13 protein-coding genes and 1 riboswitch are annotated in these 17782 nt (G+C 71.3%); of the genes, 4 read left to right on the top strand and 9 right to left on the bottom strand.

Annotated features, from left to right (window positions below):
• Positions 1 to 35 precede the first annotated feature (35 nt).
• Positions 36 to 452 (bottom strand): peptidoglycan-binding domain-containing protein, encoded by a 417-nt coding sequence (locus ACLZOT_RS23820; protein ID WP_416971062.1) that lies wholly within the window; start codon positions 450 to 452, stop codon positions 36 to 38.
• 15 nt (positions 453 to 467) lie between these two features.
• Entirely contained in the window at positions 468 to 854 is a 387-nt protein-coding gene (locus ACLZOT_RS23815; protein WP_416971061.1) for a peptidoglycan-binding domain-containing protein, read from the bottom strand.
• A gap of 196 nt (positions 855 to 1050) precedes the next feature.
• Between ACLZOT_RS23815 and ACLZOT_RS23810 the strand changes: the two genes are divergently transcribed.
• Positions 1051 to 1524 carry a hypothetical protein gene (locus ACLZOT_RS23810; RefSeq protein WP_416971060.1) on the top strand — a complete coding sequence of 158 codons (474 nt, stop codon included), beginning with the start codon at positions 1051 to 1053 and terminating at the stop codon, positions 1522 to 1524.
• A gap of 21 nt (positions 1525 to 1545) precedes the next feature.
• Here the strand turns inward: ACLZOT_RS23810 and ACLZOT_RS23805 are convergent, their stop codons facing one another.
• From ACLZOT_RS23805 to metE, 3 genes are all read right to left on the bottom strand, one after another.
• Complete coding sequence (locus ACLZOT_RS23805; RefSeq protein ID WP_416971059.1) at positions 1546 to 4098, bottom strand: ATP-binding protein; 2553 nt, start codon at positions 4096 to 4098, stop codon at positions 1546 to 1548.
• A gap of 101 nt (positions 4099 to 4199) precedes the next feature.
• A complete protein-coding gene (locus ACLZOT_RS23800; RefSeq protein ID WP_416971058.1) occupies positions 4200 to 5846 on the bottom strand; it encodes a purine-cytosine permease family protein in 1647 nt (548 codons plus the stop codon).
• 167 nt (positions 5847 to 6013) lie between these two features.
• Positions 6014 to 8305: a 5-methyltetrahydropteroyltriglutamate--homocysteine S-methyltransferase gene (metE, locus tag ACLZOT_RS23795; protein ID WP_416971057.1), complete on the bottom strand. Its 2292-nt coding sequence runs from the start codon at positions 8303 to 8305 to the stop codon at positions 6014 to 6016.
• Positions 8306 to 8447: 142 nt separating this feature from the next.
• Positions 8448 to 8664, bottom strand: a riboswitch (cobalamin riboswitch).
• A 168-nt stretch (positions 8665 to 8832) separates the two neighbouring features.
• On the opposite strand from metE, the gene ACLZOT_RS23790 reads away from it, so the two are divergent.
• From ACLZOT_RS23790 to ACLZOT_RS23780, 3 genes are all read left to right on the top strand, one after another.
• Positions 8833 to 10335: an MFS transporter gene (locus tag ACLZOT_RS23790; RefSeq protein WP_416971056.1), complete on the top strand. Its 1503-nt coding sequence runs from the start codon at positions 8833 to 8835 to the stop codon at positions 10333 to 10335.
• A 372-nt stretch (positions 10336 to 10707) separates the two neighbouring features.
• On the top strand, positions 10708 to 12429 hold the full coding sequence (locus ACLZOT_RS23785) for an ABC transporter permease (RefSeq protein WP_416971055.1): 1722 nt from the start codon (positions 10708 to 10710) through the stop codon (positions 12427 to 12429).
• A 35-nt stretch (positions 12430 to 12464) separates the two neighbouring features.
• Entirely contained in the window at positions 12465 to 13766 is a 1302-nt protein-coding gene (locus ACLZOT_RS23780; RefSeq protein WP_416971054.1) for a nitrate/sulfonate/bicarbonate ABC transporter ATP-binding protein, read from the top strand.
• A gap of 3 nt (positions 13767 to 13769) precedes the next feature.
• Here ACLZOT_RS23780 and ACLZOT_RS23775 read toward each other — a convergent pair whose 3' ends face one another.
• The 4 genes from ACLZOT_RS23775 to ACLZOT_RS23760 all read right to left on the bottom strand — a co-directional run bounded on the left by ACLZOT_RS23775 (position 13770) and on the right by ACLZOT_RS23760 (position 17670).
• Complete coding sequence (locus ACLZOT_RS23775) at positions 13770 to 14183, bottom strand: ArsR/SmtB family transcription factor (protein WP_416971053.1); 414 nt, start codon at positions 14181 to 14183, stop codon at positions 13770 to 13772.
• A 25-nt stretch (positions 14184 to 14208) separates the two neighbouring features.
• A complete protein-coding gene (locus tag ACLZOT_RS23770; RefSeq protein ID WP_416971138.1) occupies positions 14209 to 15573 on the bottom strand; it encodes an FAD-dependent oxidoreductase in 1365 nt (454 codons plus the stop codon).
• Between the two features lie 161 nt (positions 15574 to 15734).
• On the bottom strand, positions 15735 to 16412 hold the full coding sequence (locus ACLZOT_RS23765; protein WP_416971052.1) for a hypothetical protein: 678 nt from the start codon (positions 16410 to 16412) through the stop codon (positions 15735 to 15737).
• A gap of 13 nt (positions 16413 to 16425) precedes the next feature.
• Positions 16426 to 17670 carry an aspartate aminotransferase family protein gene (locus tag ACLZOT_RS23760; RefSeq protein WP_416971051.1) on the bottom strand — a complete coding sequence of 415 codons (1245 nt, stop codon included), beginning with the start codon at positions 17668 to 17670 and terminating at the stop codon, positions 16426 to 16428.
• Between the last annotated feature and the right edge of the window lie 112 nt (positions 17671 to 17782).

The raw sequence follows: 17782 nt of genomic DNA, 5'->3' as shown, positions 1-17782 counted from the left end.
CCGACCGGAACCGCTCGCTCCGCCCCGCGCGGCGATCAGCCGGGACCGTTCACCCGGTCGCAGGCGAAGCCGGCCACCCGCCAGCGCAGCGCGTCCCGCGTGCGCGGTCCGTACACCCCGTCGGCCGTCTGACCCTCCCGGGACTGCGCGCGCCGCAGCGCCGCCTGGGTGCCCGCTCCGAAGATCCCGTCCCGGACGAGTGCAGCCCCGTAGCACTCGTTCAGGGAGAACTGGAGGGCCTTCACCGCGTTGCCGCTGTCACCGCGCGCCAGCAGACAGGTCACGTCGCGACCCGCGGCGGGTATCGACGTGGTGAAACCGCTGACCGTGGTGTACGAGACGCTGGTGCTGCACGTCGCCGTCGCGGCTTGCGCCGTCCCCGCGCCGAGCAGTGCCGGTGCGCCGGCGGCCAGCACGACCACCGGGCCGAGAATCCATCGGCGTGTCCGCATGCCCTTCTCCTTCGCTCAGTTGATGGTCATCAGCCAGTACCAGGTGTTCGGACCGACGATCCCGTCGTCGGGGAGGCCGCTGTTCCGCTGGAACGCCCGGACGTAGGTGCGGGTGACGGAACCGAAGACGCCGTCGACGAAGTCGGGTCCCGGGACCGGTCCGTGGGAGCCGATCAGGCGCTGGGCGTACCGCACGCAGGCACCCGTACTGCCCACCCTCAGGTAGACGTTCGGGACCTGAAGGGTCCCCAAGTCGCCGCTCGGACGGTAGGTGCGGGTGCCGACCTGGCTGACGCAGGCCGAGCGGTCCGAGGCGGCGGCGGCCGGAGCGGGCGAGGCCGCCAGGCCGACGCTGAGCGCCGACACGAGCGTGCCGGTCACCAGCGCATAGTGAAACCGCATGAGTCATCAACCTCCTTGACGAAGAGACACCCCGCAGCCAAGCAGCCGCGACGCCGGCGCCTGAAGGGGTTGTCCCGTACGAAGACGTACGAACACGGACCCCGTACGGGCTCGTACACCTTCGTACGGCCCGAGGGCTGCCGAGGCGGGCTCTGCGGTGGTCGGATCGGACCGTCGAAAGCCGAGAGGAGTTCCCATGAGTCTCATCCGCCAACTGGCCGTCGGTACCACCCTGTTGGGTCTGACGGCGGCGGGAGTCGCCCCCGCCGCGGCGGCCGCCCGGCCCGCCGCGGTCCCCTACCCCGTCTGCTACGGATCCGAGGCGTACGTCACGAACCAGAACGGTCAGCGCGGCGCGTTCGCAAAGACCTCGTGGTGCCTGCGGGACGACGGCTACTTCGAGACCACCACCGGTACGAGCACGGTCAAGGACCTGGTCGCCGGCGACGGTGTCGCCGCGCGCATCTGGCTGTGGGGCGTGCCCCAGAGAGGCGCGGCATTCAAGTTCGAGCGGAAGAAGGACACCACCGCCACCCCCGGAGCGACCGGGTGGGGTTACGACATATACCTGAAGAGCATGTCGATCTGGCTGTGCCTGGGGAAGAAGGAGCCGGGTGCCACCAACGCCAACTGCGAGGAACTGTCTCCTTCGATCCGCTACCCCTGGTGAGTGCGGCCCCGCCGCCCGCCGTCAGACGAGCCGGGACCGGGCCGACCCGGCCTCGGCCCGGGCGCGGACCGCGTCGGCACCCGCGCCGGACAGGTCGGCGGCGGTGGCCATCAGGTCGAGTGCCTGGGCGAGCCAGTAGAACGCGTTCAGCCGCCGCCAGATATCGGCGGCGGCACTCGCCCGCCGGAGCGCGATGTGCGGTCGCCCGGCGGCGAGTTGGGCGTTGCCGAGGTTGAGGAGCGTGGCCGCCTCTCCCCACGCGTTCGCGCACTCCCGGTAGACGTGCAGGCACTCCGCGAGCAGCCGCCGGCCCTCCGCCGGCCGGCCCAGCCGGACCAGCGCGTCACCGGACCAGCAGCGTGCGTGGGTCGCCGACAGCCGGTCACCCACGCTCACGCTCAGGCTCTCCGCCTGGGCGTAGCACCGCGCGGCCGACTCGATGTCACCACGGGCACGGTGGACATGACCCAGCGACCGCAGGGCCAGCGACTCGCCGGGCCGGTAGCCGACGAGACGGCTGAGCCGCCGGCTCTCCCCGTAGAGACGCTCGGCCTGCGCGAGGTCACCCCGCTCGTAGCAGATGACACCGCTCCCGTTGAGCGCGTACGTCAGGCAGTTCACGTTGTCGGCCGACCGCGCCAGTTCGGCGGCGCGCTCGAAGCAGGACAGCGCGCGCGACTGCTGACCGACGAGCCGGTAGACGTAGGCCAGTCCGGCCATGGCGCTGGCCGTGTAGTCCGGCTCCGCCGGCTCCGGCGGTTCCAGCGCCTGCCGGAAGTGCTCGACGGCCTCCGGATACCGGTCCACGATGGTGGCCAGCTCACCGAGGGACCGGTGCAGCTTGACGGCGGTACGGCGGTCGCCGGCCGCGACGGCTTCGGCCAGGGCCCGCTGCTGGAGGTGGCGCCACTCGTCGAAATGGCCGCGGATCTGGAAGAACGTGGTCAACGACACCGCGAGGGAGCCGGCGAGGGTGGCGTCGGCCGGGAGCATGCGCTCGACGGTCCGGCCGAGGAACTCCGCCTCCTCGTCGAACCAGCGCAGAGGGTCCGACAGCAGCCGCCGGGTGTCCTCGCCCGGCAGCGTCCAGCGCGGCGGGTGATGGTGGCGGGTGATCCCCCGGAAGTCGGCGCTGAGTTCGACGTCCGCGCTCTGCGCCAGCTGGAGCGCGGCACTGAGCACCCGGTCGAGCGCGCGTTCCCGGTCCTCCTCCGTCTCCTCCCGGCGCGCGGCCTCCCGGGCGAACGCCGCGACCATGTCGTGCATCCGGTAGCGGGCGCCGCCGCCCGGCGTGGCACGGACCTCCACCAGATGCAGTTCCAGCAGCTGGTCCAGCGGGAGTCCGGCACCGGCGAGATCCGTGTCCAGCAGCGCCGCCACGGCCCAGGAAGCGAGATCGGCGCCGCCGCACAGACTCATCAGCCGCAGGACCCGCCGCGCCGAGGCGCCGAGATGCTGGTACGACAGCTCGATGCTGGCGCGCAGAGCGACGTCACCGACGGTGAACTCGTCGAGCTTGCTCCGCTCGTCCGCGAGGGCCCGCGCCATGTCCTCCAACGGCATGTGCGGACGGGAGGCCAGACGCGCGCCGATCACCCACACGGCCAGCGGCAGGCACCCGCACTCCTGCACGATGCGGTCGGCCACGGCCGCCTCGCGCGCGGTACGGCCGCCACCGGCCATGTGACCGAGCAGCGCGACCGCGTCGGCCGGCCGCAGATGGGGCAGCCGCAGCCGGGTGCCACCGCTGTCGGCGAGCATGGAACGGCTGGTCAGGACGGACCGGCACGCCAGTCCGTTGGGCAGCAGACAGCGCGCCGCGCGCGAGGTCGCCACGTTGTCGAGGACGACGAGTACGCGGCGCCGCGCCAGCAGCGTCCGGTACATCGCCACCCGTTCCTCCAGGTCCCGGGGGATCGTGGAACCGGGGACACCGAGAGCGCGCAGGAACACGGCGAGGATCTGCCGGGGGTGCACGGGTGCCGTACCGAATCCGCCGAGGTCGGCGTAGAGCTGGCCGTCGGGGAACTCGCCGATGAACCGGTGCCCCAGGTAGACGGCCAGGGAGGTCTTGCCGACGCCGGCCGGTCCCGTGATGATCAGGCTCTGCGCCTCGCCGCCGGCCGCCTTGAGGAACCCGCCCGCGACGCGGATCTCCTCGTCGCGGCCGACGAGCGGGAGCTGGGCCGGCGGCAGGAGACACGGCGCCCCCACCGAACCACCGCCGCTCCGCACAGCCGGCGCCCCCTCGGCCATGGCCCGGCGGACCTCCAGCCAGCGCGCCACCTCGTCCTCCGGGAGGTCCAGAGCGCGCAGCAGTACGGCGGTCAGCTCGCCGTGCGGCAGCGTGTCCCGGTTGAGCGCGCTGGCGACCGTACTCATCGGCAGGCTGTGACCCTGCTGCCGCGCACGTCGTTCGATGTCCCGGAAGGACAGCCCGGCCCCGGCCTTCAGCCGCCGCAACTGGGCGACGAACTCACCGCTGTCGCGCGCGTCGCCGGGATCGACGCCGGACGACCCGGCCGGGTTCACCGCGCCACCCGCCGACGTGTCCCGCTCCCCGGTGACTCGCACAAGTCCAGCACGAGTCCCCATCTTGCCGACGCCGCTGAGTGACGACTACGGGATTGTCGGCCAAGGACGAGGGGGAGCGGGGGGCGGATCAGGCGCCTGGACTACGCCGTCGCCGGGAGGACGTGATCCCCCACGGTGTCCGTGCTCAGGCACAGGGAGCAGACCACCGCGTCGTGTGTGGCGCAGGACGCGAGGTCGGGGCGTTCGTAGGGCTGGTGGCAGACGTGGCAGTCGTACGTCGTCGCGCTGGGGTTGCCGTCCGAGTCCAGGAGGGGTTCCGCTATGCCGTCGTCCGTGCGGCGCAGGTAGTACTTGCCCTTGGTGGCGATCGCCATCACCGGGGTGAGGACGAAGGCCAGGACCGCCGCCGCCACGGGGGAGTACGGCTGGAGGGTGTCGCCCAGGGCGTGGAAGTACATCGCGATCGACAGACCCGAGGCGGCGACGAAGGAGACCACGCCCACCGGGTTCACCGCGTACAGCATGCCCCGGCGGAACTCCGGCTGGAGCGGGGAGAGTTTGAGGACGTACTTGTTGATGCCGATGTCCGTCGCGACCGTCACCACCCACGCGATGGCGCAGTTCGAGTAGAAGCCGAGGATGCTGTTGAGGAAGCTGAACATGTCGGCCTCCATCAGGATCAGCGCGAAGGAGAGGTTCACGAGGACGAAGACCATGCGGCCGGGGTAGCGCTTGGTCACGCGGGTGAAGGAGTTCGTCCAGGCCAGCGAACCGGAGTACGCGTTCGTCACGTTGATCTTGATCTGGCTGATCACGACGAGGACGACGGCGAGCGGTACGACCAGCCAGGACGGCATCATCGCGTCGAACGCGCCCCGGAACTGCTGGATCGGCTCGGGAGCCGCGTCCGCCCCGACCTTGGCGATGATGTACACGGCCAGGAACACGCCGATCGCCTGCTTCAGCGCGCCGAGGACGACCCACCCGGGGCCGGCCATGATGACGGCCGTCCACCAGCTCCGCTTGTTCGCCTCGGTCTTGGGCGGCATGAACCGCAGGTAGTCGATCTGCTCACCGATCTGCGCGATGAGCGAGAGACAGACACCGGCCCCGAGGAGCACGGACGCGGTGTTGATGCCGCCCTCCCCGTCCGTACCGGCGTAGTTGAGGAACTTGTCGACCGTGCCGGGGTCGGTGGCGACGAGGTAGACCAGCGGCCCCACCATCAGCAGCAGCCAGATCGGCGTCGTCCACACCTGGAGCTTGCTCAGCGCCTTCATGCCGTAGATCACGAGCGGGATCACCATCAGCGTGGAGACCAGGTAGCCGAGCCACAGGGGGAGTCCGAGGCCCAGCTTCAGCCCCTGGGCCATGATCGACCCTTCGAGCGCGAAGAAGATGAACGTGAAGCTCGCGAAGATGACGCTCGTCAGCACCGAGCCGTAGTAGCCGAAGCCGGAACCCCGGGTGATCAGGTCGAGGTCGATGTTGTAGCGGGCGCCGTAGTACGCGAGCGGGAACCCGGTGACGAAGATGACCACGGCGGCGACGGCGATCGCCACGAGCGCGTTGCCGGTGCCGTGCGCGAGGCCGATGCCGGCGCCGATCGAGAAGTCCGCCATGTAGGCGATGCCGCCCAGCGCGGTCGTGGCCACGACCATCGGGGTCCAGCGGCGGTAACTGCGGGGCGCGAAGCGGAGGGTGTAGTCCTCCAGGGTCTCCTTGGTGGCCTGGTCGGTACTTGGCGCTGGTGCGGTGCGTACGTCTGTCTGCGGCTCGACGCTCACTACGTCTCCTTGCGGCGGGGGTGGGGACGGTTGCCCCGCGAGACGGTTTGCGGGAGCACGGAGACGGTAGGCAGGGGGTGTTACCCCTAAATACTTCCTGTATGAAGGAGATGTTTCGCCGTACGACCGAAGGGACCCGGGAATCCCGGGTCCCTTCGGTCCATGCCTCAGTACAGCTCCGCCCTCACCCTCCTCGCCGCCGTCACCAGGTTCTCCAGCGACTCCCTCGTCTCCGGCCAGCCCCGTGTCTTGAGGCCGCAGTCGGGGTTCACCCACAGGCGGTCCGCCGGGATCGCCTTCAGGCCCGCCCGGAGCAGTTCGGCCGCCTCGTCGGCGCTGGGGACGCGCGGCGAGTGGATGTCGTAGACACCCGGCCCGGCCTCCCGCGGGTAGCCGTGTGCGGCCAGTTCACGGGCCACCTGCATGTGGGAGCGGGCCGCCTCCAGGCTGATGACGTCCGCGTCGAGGTCGTCGATCGCCTGGACGACGTCGCCGAACTCGGCGTAGCACATGTGGGTGTGGATCTGGGTCCGGGGGAGTACCCCGGAGGTGGCGAGGCGGAACGACTCCGTCGCCCAGGCCAGGTACGCCGCGTGGTCGGCGCTGCGCAGCGGCAGGGTCTCCCGGAGTGCGGGTTCGTCGACCTGGATCACCGAACTCCCGGCAGATTCGAGGTCGTTGACCTCGTCGCGGAGGGCAAGTGCCACTTGGCGCGCGGTGTCCCCGAGGGGCTGGTCGTCCCGTACGAACGACCACGCGAGCATCGTCACCGGCCCCGTCAGCATGCCCTTGACCGGGCGGGCGGTGAGGGACTGGGCGTACGAGGTCCAGCGGACCGTCATCGGCTCGGGCCGGGAGATGTCCCCGGCGAGGATCGGGGGCCGGACGTACCGGGTGCCGTAGGACTGGACCCAGCCGTGCTGGGTGGCGAGGTAGCCGGTGAGCTGTTCGGCGAAGTACTGGACCATGTCGTTGCGTTCGGGCTCGCCGTGCACCAGGACGTCGAGACCCGCCTTCTCCTGGAAGGCGATCACCTCCCGGATCTCGGCGGCCATCCGGTCCTCGTACCGGGCGGCCCCGATCCGCCCCGCCCTCAAGTCCGCCCGGGCGGACCGCAGTTCGCCGGTCTGCGGGAACGAGCCGATCGTGGTCGTCGGCAGCAGGGGCAGCCCGAGATGGGCGCGCTGCGCCAAGGCCCGTTCGGGGTACGGCTGTTCGCGGCGCGCGTCGGCCTCGGTGACCGCCGCGACGCGGGCCCGCACCGCGGGGTCGCGGGTGATCGGCGAGCCCGCGCGGGAGGCCAGGTCGGCGTGGTTGGCGGCGAGTTCGGCGGCGATGGCGCCGGTGCCCCGGGCGAGTCCGCGGGCCAGGGTGACGACCTCGGCGGTCTTCTGCCGGGCGAAGGCGAGCCAGCGCAGGATCTGCGGGTCGACGTCGCGTTCGAGGGCGGTGTCGAGGGGGACGTGCAGGAGGGAGCAGGAGGCGGCGACGTCGACGCGGTCGGCGAGTCCGAGGAGGGTGCCGAGGACGGTGAGGGACGCGGAGAGGTCGTTGACCCAGATGTTGCGGCCGTCGACGATGCCCGCGACGAGCCGCTTGCCGGGCAGTCCGCCCACGGAGGCGAGGTCCTCCAGGGTGCCGGGCCGCGTGAAGTCGAGGGCGAGCCCCTCGACGGGGGCCTTGGCCAGCACCGGCAGGGCCTCGCCGGGCCGGTCGAAGTAGGTCGCGACCAGCAGTTTCGGCCGGTCCCCGAGGGCGCCGAGGTCCCGGTAGGCGCGGGCGGCGGCGTTCAGCTCGGCCGGGGTGCGGTCCTGGACGAGGGCCGGCTCGTCGAGCTGTACCCACCCGGCGCCGGCCGCGCGCAGCTCGGCGAGGATCCGGGCGTACACCGGGAGGAGCCGGTCGAGGAGGGTGAGCGGCTCGAAGGCGGGGTCGACGCCGGGGGCGGGCTTGGCCAGCAGCAGGTAGGTGACCGGGCCGAGGAGCACCGGGCGGGCGGTGAGACCGAGAGCGAGGGCTTCCCTCAACTCGGCGACCTGCCGGGCGGGTTCGGCACGGAAGACCGTGTCCGGGCCCAACTCGGGGACCAGGTAGTGGTAGTTGGTGTCGAACCACTTCGTCATCTCCAGCGGCGGCGCGTCCTGCGTGCCGCGGGCCATGGCGAAGTAGCGGTCCAAGGGGTCTTCGACTGCCGCGTGGCGTACGGGGATCGCGCCGACCATGACGCTGGTGTCGAGGACATGGTCGTAGAGCGAGAAGCCCCCGGTCGGGACCTCGTCGAGGCCGGTTTCGGCGAGCTGCCGCCAGGTGGCGGCGCGCAGGTCGGCGGCGGTGGCGTGGAGGGCGTCGGCGGTGACGCGGCCCTTCCAGTAGCCCTCGACCGCCTTCTTCAGCTCCCGGTTCTCACCCTGGCGGGGGTAGCCGTACAGGGTTGCCGCGGCTGCGGACTTCGGTGTCACGGAGATCTCCTTCACGAGACGATTCCCTGAGGTCCCGGCGACGGGACGAGGGCGTGAAGGAGCGGACGACCGGACGGCAGCGCCGTACGGCCTTCTGTGCGCCGACCCACCCGCGAGGTCACCGGAACTCCGCACGCGAACACATCGCGTACGGGCAGTCGGCAGGTCTTCGGACTCGCGGGCACGCCTCCGGAGGAGGCACCTAGTGGCCGTCGCTTCCCAGGTCCGTGCGGACCCAGTGCGTATGACGGCGGTCGTTCCCGCTCACCGCTGCGGGGCAGTCCCGGATTCCCACCGGGTTCCCTCTTGCGACGCGGCCCGTCTGGCTGACGGGGCGAACCGGCTGCGGTGATCAGCGTACGGGGTGAAGCCGCTGTTGGGGGAGGTCGTTCGGGAAACCGGCTGGTATGTGACGGCGGTCTCTTTATCGAAACGGTTGAGTTTCGCTAGCCGGGTGTGTAGCGTTCCTGGAGTACGAAACCGTTTCGTTCGCGAGACGCCCGATCATCTCATCGGAGCAGGCCCCTATGTCACAGACCACCGAGACGCCGGACACGACGTCACTCACCAAGACAGCCGAGGAACCCGCGTCCCGTCACCGCTGGTGGGTCCTCGCGATGATCGGCATAGCCCAGCTGATGGTCACGCTGGACGCGACCATCGTGAACATCGCGATGCCGTCCGCCCAGGCCGACCTGGGCTTCTCCGACGGCGACCGCACCTGGATCGTCACCGCCTACTCCCTGGCCTTCGGCAGCCTCCTGCTGCTCGGCGGCCGGATCGCCGACCTCTTCGGCCGCAAGGTCGCCTTCCTGGTCGGCGTCGGCGGCTTCGCGGCGGCCTCCGCGCTGGCCGGCGCCGCCCAGAGCTTCGAGGTCCTCGTCGCCGGCCGCACCCTCCAGGGCGTCTTCGGCGCGCTGCTCGCACCGGCCGCGCTCTCCCTGCTGACCACGACGTTCACCGACGCCAAGGAACGCGCCCGCGCCTTCGGCATCTACGGCGCCATCGCCGGCTCCGGCGCGGCCGTCGGCCTGCTGCTCGGCGGGGTCCTCACCGAGTACCTCGACTGGCGCTGGACCCTCTACGTCAACCTCGCCCTCGCCGTGATCCCCCTGGTCGGCGGCTGGATCCTGCTCAAGCGCACCGCCCGCGAACCCGGCGCGAAGCTCGACATCCCCGGCACGATCCTCGTCACCACCGGCCTCTTCTCCGTCGTCTACGGCTTCTCGATGGCCGAGTCCCACGACTGGTCCTCGCCGCGCTCCTGGGGCTTCCTGACCATCGGCGCCGTCCTGCTCGCCGCGTTCACCTGGTGGCAGACCAAGGCGTCCCACCCGCTGCTCCCGCTGCGCGTCCTGCTCGACCGCGACCGCGGCGCCTCCTTCACCGTCATGCTGATCTCCAGCGCGGGCATGTTCGGCGTCTTCCTCTTCCTGACCTACTACCTCCAGCTCAGCCTGGGCTTCTCCGCCGTCAAGACCGGGCTCGCGTTCCTGCCGATGGTCGGCGCGCTGATGATCTCGGCGACCGTCGCGACCAGCTTCCTGGTCCCCCGGATCGGCCCGAAGACCATCGTCCCGCTCGGCATGGCCCTCGGCGCGCTCGGCCTGGTCTGGATGACGGGCCTGGACCTCGACAGCACGTACCTCACGCACGTCATGCCGCCGCTGATCGTCACCGGCTTCGGCATCGGCCTGGTCATGGCGCCCGCGATGTCCCTCGCCACCAGCGGGGTCGCCGCGCACGACGCCGGGGTCGCCTCGGCCGCCGTCAACACCATGCAGCAGATCGGCGGCTCCATCGGTACGGCCCTGCTCAACACCCTCGCGGCCAGCGCCGCGACCAACTACCTGGACGGCAGGTACGCGGGCGACAAGCTCGTCCAGGCGCACGCCGCGCTGGAGTCGTACTCCACCGCCTACTGGTGGTCGGCCGGGTTCTTCGCGGTCGGCGCCGTCATCACCCTGCTGATGTACCGCAGGGGCGTCCCGAAGGCCGACGAGAACGCGGCCCCCACGGTCCACATGTGAGCGGCATGTGGTGACCGCACCCTGAGCGGAGGGTGCGGGTGACGGACCCGGTGTCTGGGGAGACACCGGGTCCGTTCATGTGTGCGCAGGTGAGAGGCGGGCAAGAGTCCCCGCCTTTATTTGCGTCTGGACGCAAGAAGGTGCAGACTCGTCGCGTCGGGCCCGGTCACGGGCGCACTCGCATCGCGGAACGGAGGCGGCCATGGGCGCAGAACCTCCCAGTCCGAGCCGCCCCCAGGGCACTCGCTGACCCCCTTCTCTTCTTCACTCCCCACACTCCCCGTGCTCCCCGGGTGACCCTGCCCCGCTGTCGGCGTGCCGCCGCCGGACGGGGCGCCTCGCCGTGCGCAGAGTGTGGGCGGAGGCCCCGTGATGCTGATCCGCGCTGTCAAACGACCCCTGCTCTCCCGCTTCTCCTGGGTGGACGCCGCCGTCGCCGCCGCCGTCCTCGTGCTGCTCTACACCGTCCTGCGTGTCGGCCAGGGCACCACCGTCGCCTTCAACGCCCACTCCGACCTCCACGTCGACACCGACCCCGCCCGCCTCCCGTACGACGCGGCGCGCTCCCTGCTGCGGATGTTCGCGGCGCTGGCCGCCTCGGTCGTCTTCACGTTCGGCTACGCCTACGCGGCGGCCAAGAGCCGCAGGCTGGAACGTGTCCTGATCCCGGCCCTCGACATCCTCCAGTCGGTCCCCGTGCTCGGGTTCCTGACCGTCGCCGTGACCGGCTTCATCGCCCTGTTCCCCGGCTCCATGCTCGGCCTGGAGTTCGCGTCGATCTTCGCGATCTTCACCTCGCAGGCGTGGAACATGACGTTCGGCTTCTACTCCTCGCTGACCTCCCTGCCGCGCGAACTCGACGAGCTGTCCCGGTCGTTCGGGTTCACCCGCTGGATGCGGTTCTGGAAGGTCGAACTGCCCTCCGGGATGATCGGCCTCGTCTGGAACGGCATGATGAGCTTCGGCGGCGGCTGGTTCTTCCTCGTCGCCTCCGAGGCGATCAGCGTCGACAACAAGCAGTACGCGCTGCCCGGCATCGGCTCCTACGCGGGCGCCGCCATCGCCGACGGCGACCTCGGCAGGGTCGGCTGGGCGATCCTCGCCATGGCCGTCATGGTCATCGGCGTCAACTTCCTCTTCTGGCGCCCCCTCACCGCCTGGGCCGAACGCTTCAAGAACGAGCAGTCCGAGGCCGGCGAGGTGCAGCGGTCCGTCGTCCTCGACCTGCTGCGCCGCTCCCACTGGCCCCGCCTCCTCGGCAGGGCGCTGCGCCCCGCCGGACACGCGCTGAGCAGGGCGGGCCGGGTGTTCGGCCGCGACGACCGGCCGCTGACCGTCGACCTCGCCAGGCGGCGCACCGGGGACCTCGTCTTCACCGTCGTCGCCGGCGGGCTGATCCTCTGGGGCCTCGCCGACCTCGCCCGCTACCTCTACGACCGCACCGGCCTCGGCGTCTTCGGCGAACCGCTCCTCCTCGGGCTCGCGACCTTCGCCCGCGTGATCGTGCTGGTCGCGCTCGCCACGGTCGTCTGGGTGCCGGTCGGCGTGAAGATCGGGTTCTCACCCCGGCTGACCCGGATCGCCCAGCCCGTCGTCCAGGTGCTGGCCTCCTTCCCGGCCAACTTCCTCTTCCCGCTGGCGGTTTGGTTCTTCCTGAAGACCGGCCTGTCCATCAACATCGGCGGCACGCTCCTCATGGCGCTCGGCGCCCAGTGGTACATCCTCTTCAACACCATCGCCGGCGCCATGGCCATCCCGACGGATCTCCGCGAGGCCATGGACGACCTCGGCGTCACCGGCTGGCAGCGCTGGAAGCGGCTCATCCTGCCGGGCATCTTCCCCGCGTACGTGACCGGCGGCATCACCGCGTCCGGCGGCGCCTGGAACGCGTCCATCGTCTCCGAGGTCGTCACCTTCGGCGGTACGACCCTGACAGCGACCGGCCTCGGCGCGTACATCGCGCAGGCCACGGCCAAGGGCGACAACCCGCACCTGCTGGCCGGGGTCGCGGTGATGAGCCTGTACGTCGTGCTGCTGAACCGGGTGCTGTGGCGGCGGCTGTACCGGCTGGCGGAGACGCGCTACTCCCTCTGAACTTGCCTGATTCCCACGTGCTTTGGAGTACGACCATGAACGACCTCCTCCTCGAAACCGTCGGACTCACCAAGTCCTACGCCGGCGCGGACGGCGAACTCCCCGTCCTGTCCGGCATCGACCTCCAGGTCCGCGCCGGTGAAGTCGTCGCGCTGCTCGGCAAGTCGGGGTCCGGCAAGTCGACGCTGCTGCGCTGCCTCGCCGGGCTCGTCCCGGCCTCCTCCGGCACCGTCACGTACAAGGGGACGCCGCTGACCGGGGCCAACCCCGGTACCGCGATGGTGTTCCAGACGTTCGCGCTGCTGCCGTGGCTCACGGTCCAGCAGAACGTCGAACTGGGCCTGGAGGCCAAGGGAGTCGGTCCCGCCGAGCGTGCCGAGGCCGCCCGGCAGGCCATCGAGCTGATCGGCCTCGACGGCTTCGAGTCCGCGTACCCCAAGGAGCTGTCCGGCGGGATGCGCCAACGCGTGGGCTTCGCGCGGGCGTTGGTCGTCGAGCCCGACGTCCTGATGATGGACGAGCCGTTCTCCGCGCTGGACGTCCTCACCGCCGAGAACCTGCGCGGCGAGCTGATGGAGCTGTGGGAGTCGGGCCGCTTCCCGACCCGGGCGATCGTCCTCGTCACCCACAACATCGAGGAGGCCGTCCTGATGGCGGACCGCATCGTCGTCCTCGGCGCGCGGCCGTACGGCACGATCCGCGAGGTCTTCGAGGTCGGCATGGAGCGGCCCCGGGACCGGGACTCGGCCGCGTTCGAGGACATCGTCGACCGGGTGTACCGCACGATGACCGGCCGTCAGAAGGAGGGCCGCATCCCCGGGCGCCACGAGACCCCCGAACTCGACAAGCGCACCCCCGCGAACACGCCGCTGCCCCCGGCGAGCGTCGACGGCCTCTCCGGGCTCGCGGAACTCGTCCTCAGCCGGGGCGGTGCCTGCGACCTGGCCGACCTCGCCGACGACCTCGGCCTGGAGATCGACGACCTGCTGCCCCAGGTCGACGCCCTCGACCTCCTCGGCTTCGGCACCGTCACCGGGGACGACCTGCTCCTCACGGAGACGGGGACGGCCTTCGCGGGCGCCGACGTCCAGGACTCGAAGCGGATCTTCGCCGAGGCCGCCGTACAGGCCCCGCTGGTCCGCCTGATCACCACCAGCCTCCGCCAGAACCCCCGGGGCACCCTGCGGGCGGGCTTCTTCCGGGACCTGCTGGCCCACCACTTCACGAGCGAGCAGGTGACCCGGCAGCTGGAGACGGCCACGGACTGGGGGAGGTACGCGGAGCTGTACGCGTACGACGCGGAGCCGCAGGAGTACCGGGCGGAGGAGGGCGGGTGAGGGTCAGTTCGCCGGGGCGGGGCGTCCGGCGCGTGCCTTCTTCCCGGCGCGTGCCTTCTCCGTCGCCGGGTGCGTGACCTCTCCGGTGGCCTGCGTGCCCTCCTGCCGCGTGCCCGTCCCGTCGGACGCCAGGACCGCGCCCTCCAGGAGGGCCCGGACCCGGGGGCCGGTGGTGCGGTAGTAGATGCGGGTGCCGTCGCGGCGGGAGTCCACCAGGCCGGCGGCGCGCAGGCGGGCGAGGTGCTGGGAGGTCGCCGCGACGTGGGCGCCGATGATCTCCGCGAGCTTGCTGACCGGGAGTTCGCGGTCCGTGAGTGCCCACAGCAGACGGTAGCGGGAGGGGTCGGCGACCGCTTTGAGGACGGCGACCGCCTGCTGCGCCTGCGCCTCGTCCCAGGGCCCTACTTGCGCTTCCATGCAAGTAGGGTACCCGGGCCGGGGGTCAGGAAGCCGTGCCGGACTCCTCGCGGACCGGCGGCGGACCGTCGGGCGTCGGAGCCGGCGAGCCGAACAGCACGGCCCGGGCCACGGCGGGCGCGAACAGCGCGGAGACCGGCGCGGACAGCGTCAGCACGGCCCGGAAGGCCCGCCCCACGACGGGATCGCCGGGCGCGCGCTCGGTGACCCGGCGCAGATACCACCCCGCGACCCGGTCGGCGGGAGTGGTGGCGACGGCCGACCCGACCGCCCCCGGCATCTGCCGGTCCGCCCCGGCGGAGATGTCCCACGCCTGCCGGGACGCCGCGAGCAGCACCTGCTGCACCCGCCGCGTCGTCGGCGTACGGCGCCGGTCCGCGAGGGCGTCGCGCAGGGCGACCGCGCTCATCGCGGCGATGGCCATGCCCTGCCCGTAGATCGGGTTGAACGTGCACAGCGCGTCCCCGGCCGCGAGGAACCCCGCCGGGGTGCCGGGCAGGTCGTAGCGGCGCCGGACGTTCGAGGTCCGCCGGAACCCGAACGCCGGCGTCAGCGGCTCGGCCTCGGCGAGCCACCGGTCGAGCAGCGGATGCCCGAGCCGCTTCGTGTACGCCTCGAACTCCTCGTCCCCGGTGGGCGGTTCGTCGCCGCGCAGCCCGGAGACGATCACCAGATGGCTGCCGTCCTCCAGCGGCAGCGCCCCGCCCGCGTGGACCTGCTCGGGGTTGGGGTAGACGTAGTACCCGAGGGTCCCCCCGTCGTCGAGGCGGCTGCCTCCCTTGCCCCGGTAGATCCGCGAGGCGTAGGCGAGCCCGGTGTCGATGGTCTCCTCCTGTACGGCCCCGGCGCCGAGTTCCGCGAGCCACTGCGGGGCCCTGGTGCCCGCGCCGGACGCGTCGAGCACCAAGTCGGCCTCCAGGTCCCGGAGTTCGGCCCCGGCGCCCTCGGAGCGGTCCCGCACCCGCACGCCCCGCACCCGCGTGGCGTCGCCGAGGAGGCCGACGACGTCGGTCCCCTCCAGCACGCTGATCGCCGGATCGGCGAGCACCCGCCGCCGCACCAGGCCCTCCAACTGCCCCCGGGAACCGGTGTAGATGTGCGTCGTCGCGGGGAACCGCCGCAGCCAGCGGCCGTTCTGCCACAGCGCCATGTCCTCGGGCATCCCCACCCACGGCGCCCCCGCCGCCCTCAACTCCGCGAGGATTCCCGGCAGCAGGGACTCGAACGCCGTCTGCCCGCCCTGGAGCAGGACGTGCGGATGCCGCCCCTGCGGTACGCCGGGCCGGGCCCCGCCCCCTTCCGGGAAGCGGTCCCGCTCCACGACCGTCACCCGCTCGGCCTGCCCGGCCAGCACCCGCGCCGCGAGCAGCCCCGCGAGACTCCCACCCACGACGATCGCGTGCCGTCGCCCCGTTCCTGCCGCAGAAGTCACCGGTCAGCTCCCTGTCGTCACGTTGTGCGAAGCGTCGATTATCCCGCTTCGCGCCGTCGGACACGCCGAGGTCCTGGATCTCGAACGGCCCGCCTTCTCCCGGGTGTTGGACGCGCCGGTCAGCCCCGCGCCGGGGCGTCGTCCGTGAAGCCGATGGAGAAGTCCAGCGTGGTGCGGGCGGTGCCGTGGGCCTTCTCGGTCTCGTGGTAGTAGGCCGCGTTGATGAGGTAGACGTCGCGTGCGCGCGGCCGGAAGACGTGCCGGGGCGCGGCGGCGACGACCTCGCCCCGGTAACCCGGCCCGTCCGGGAGCCGCCACCGCTCGTCGGACGCTTCCCACGGTCTGCGGTAGACGACCAACTCGCCTCCCCAGTCGCACTCCTGGAGGCTGACGAAGCAGCTGAGCCGGGCCGTCCCCGTCGCGTCGTGGTGCAGGGGATCGCGTACGCCGCCGGTGTGCAGGCGGACGACGGCCTCGCTCGCCGGTTCCAGCGCGGAGAGCCCGAACGTCCGGCGCAGCGCGGCGCGGACGCGGGCGGGCAGGCCGAAGCCGGCGCGGGCCATGCGGGCGCCGGTGTCGACGTACTCGTGCGGACCCTGTGGGCGGGCGGCCGGGGCGGGGCCGAGGAGGGCGTGGGCCTGGTGGCGGGCCGTGTCCATCTCCTGCTCCGCCAGCAGCCCGCGCAGGCAGACGACCGCGATCCTGCCCGCGCCGAGCCAGCGCAGCGGTTCGCGGCCGAGGACGGCGCCGCCGGACAGGTCGTAGGTGGCGCTGTTCCAGGGGGCCTCGGACCGCACGGCGGCGCGCGTCTCAATCGTGGTGCGCGGCGATTTCCGCCGCCCGGAATCCGGCCGCCGTGGCGTCGAGAGCGGTCTCGATGTCGTCATGGGTCATCGCGGCGTTGATGTACCAATGGTGGTTCGGGTGAAACAACACCCCGCGGCGTGTGGTTTCTGTGTAGAAAGCGTCCTGGATGTTTCGGCGGACCCTGTCATCGGTGTGGCGGAAACGCATGAACGGCATTTGCGGTACGCCCAGCACATGGGCGTCGAGTCCGGACCGTCCGATCTGTTCGGCCATACCGCGTTGCAGAGCCGCCCCCAGTTCCTCGATGTTTTTCAGCGCGTCGGAATCGCGGAGCCGGGTGACCGTGGCGACGGCACCGGCCATTTCCGCGCCGTTCACGTGGAAGGTCGACCCGATGTGCACGTCGCCGACCGTGCGCATGACCTCCTCACGGCCCACCACCGCCGAGATGGGATAACCATTGGCCATTGCTTTGCTGAAGGTGGCGATATCCGCCTGCACCTCGTACCGCTCCTGCGCACCGCCCAGCGCGACCCGGAACCCGGAGCGCATCTCGTCGAGCACGAACAGGGCGCCGTGCTCCCGGGCCAGTTCGGCGGCGGCGGTCAGGAAGCCCTCGGCGGGGGGCTCCTCCTCGAACGGCATCATCAGCAGACAGGCGACCTCGCCGGGATGGCGGCGGAACTCCTGCTCCAGGCTGGCCAGATCGTTGTACCGGAACGTGCTCACCGTCCGCTGGGCGGTCTCGGGCACCCCCGCCGGGCGGCCCGCGCACCAGTCGTGCCAGCCGTTGTACCCCCAGCGGATCACCCGCTCACGGCCGGTGTACGCCCGGCTCAGCCGCACCGCCGCGCTCGTCGCGTCCGAGCCGCTCTTCAGCAGGAACACCCGGTCGGCGTTCGGGACCACCGAGACGAGCAGCTCCGCCAGTTCCACCTGGACTTTCTTACGGAGGGTTATCGCGAACCCGTCGCGGATCTCCCGCACGACCGCCTCGGACACCACCGGATCGGCATGGCCGAGAATTACGGTGCCATAGGCCAGAATGAAATCCACATACCGGTTCCCGTCGACATCCCACACATACGCGCCGGACGCCCGTTCCCCGTACAGCGGATATTCGCCGTCCACCAGACGGTCACGGTCGAGGACATAGCCGGAGTAAGCCTGGGTGGCATCGACACGTACCGCTCTGCCGAGCAGCTGCCGGGATTCGCTCAAGTCCAGGGGTGGGGTTCGATCGGTCATCGCTACTCCTCCTCGGTCTTTAGAAGAGCTTTACTGATCGTCGGCGGATATCGCACCCCGCCCGGAATGAATCAGCCATTCTTGGCGGGAACTCGCCGCCGCCGCTGTCGAA

Source organism: Streptomyces sp. 4F14 (assembly GCF_048159485.1).
Taxonomy (GTDB): Bacteria; Actinomycetota; Actinomycetes; order Streptomycetales; family Streptomycetaceae; genus Streptomyces.
This window is presented reverse-complemented; position numbering and strand designations above follow the sequence as displayed.